The sequence below is a fragment of the Moorena sp. SIO4A1 genome, assembly GCF_010672065.1.
In the GTDB taxonomy this organism is placed as follows: Bacteria; Cyanobacteriota; Cyanobacteriia; order Cyanobacteriales; family Coleofasciculaceae; genus Moorena.
In genome coordinates, this window is record NZ_JAAHHX010000929.1 from 1 (window position 1) to 1,168 (window position 1,168).

A 1,168-nucleotide genomic window follows, 5' to 3' on the forward strand; every position below is an offset into this window, starting at 1 on the left:
TCTCAAGGATGCTATCCAGATGCAACCTGCTATCCCTTTGCTCCACTGGAACTCCAGAGCTAAGTGAAGTAATCACTGCCACATTTTTTAGCGGTGTATTCCCTTGATAAAAACCCGCATCTTTCAAAGCATTATCAACAACATTGATTAGCAGTAATTGCTGACAATTTAACCTTTCAAATTCATTAAGTTTAGAGTTAAATTTAAAAGATTTTATATCAATGTTATCAAAATAGTTCCCCCATGGTGATGCACCATTTGTAGCACCATTTTCTTCTGAATATTGCTGATTTTGCGCCCTACCTTGATATCGGTTATGAGGAATAGGATGAAAATGCTGGCTGCCATCATAAATGCTAGCTGCAAACTTATCCAATCCTTGGCAGGAACCAAAAACAGCATCCATGCCGACAATCGCTATTTCCATTTTTATTGTTATTCCCTAACGTTTGAAAATTTAGAATGAAGAACAAACCAAATCTGAACAAGTGTTTTCCAGAAATAGGTGATTAAGTCGAGAGCTGCTGGTCACCTGCATTTGGTGAATCTTTAGATAGATATTTCCTTGAGCATCGTGAGCCGTAGCATTAGCAACTACTCGATTTTCACTCCTTGAATTAATCTCCAATGAAATATAAAAATCCTGATTAAATGGAATTAAACTAAACTGTTCCAGTTTGGTAAACTGTAAGGGTAAGCTACCTAAATCATCAAAGTATCTGACCCAAACTAGTAGAGCTTGAAATAAAATATCAGCAGTGTAAGCATTGAATGCCTGGACTGGAAATTTACCTTGTTGTTTGACGTCCAAACTCTGCAAACTACATTGAACAGTCAATCCTTCAGGACTGATATTGAGAATTCGCTTCACTCCCTGAAAACGGGGTTTATGGAATAAGGTGCCATTTTGATAAGGTGACAGACTCAGAAGTGCTGGATTTTGGGTACTATTAAATGACTCATAAGTAGTAGCTTGAGGAATTGCTTGCACCAGTTTTATTTGAGTCTTGTAATGATAATGAGGTATTTTTCTAGTGCTTTCGCTAGAAACCACTGCTTCAAATTCTATTTCACCTTGAGATTTATTGATTTCCTTTAAATCCAGCGTGTAGTAATTGGCAAGGGTGTTGTCGAAAACAATGCCTTTGAGAACTTTGTAGTTGTCACA

2 protein-coding genes are annotated in these 1,168 nt (G+C 37.2%); both read right to left on the reverse strand.

What is annotated here, in order from left to right:
- The coding region (locus F6K53_RS44185) for a beta-ketoacyl synthase N-terminal-like domain-containing protein (RefSeq protein ID WP_293087222.1) at positions 1-427 on the reverse strand (427 nt) is incomplete at its 3' end.
- A 30-nt stretch (positions 428-457) separates the two neighbouring features.
- Positions 458-1,168, reverse strand: a 711-nt coding sequence (locus tag F6K53_RS44190) for a polyketide synthase dehydratase domain-containing protein (RefSeq protein WP_293087225.1), incomplete at its 5' end; no start/stop codon positions are given.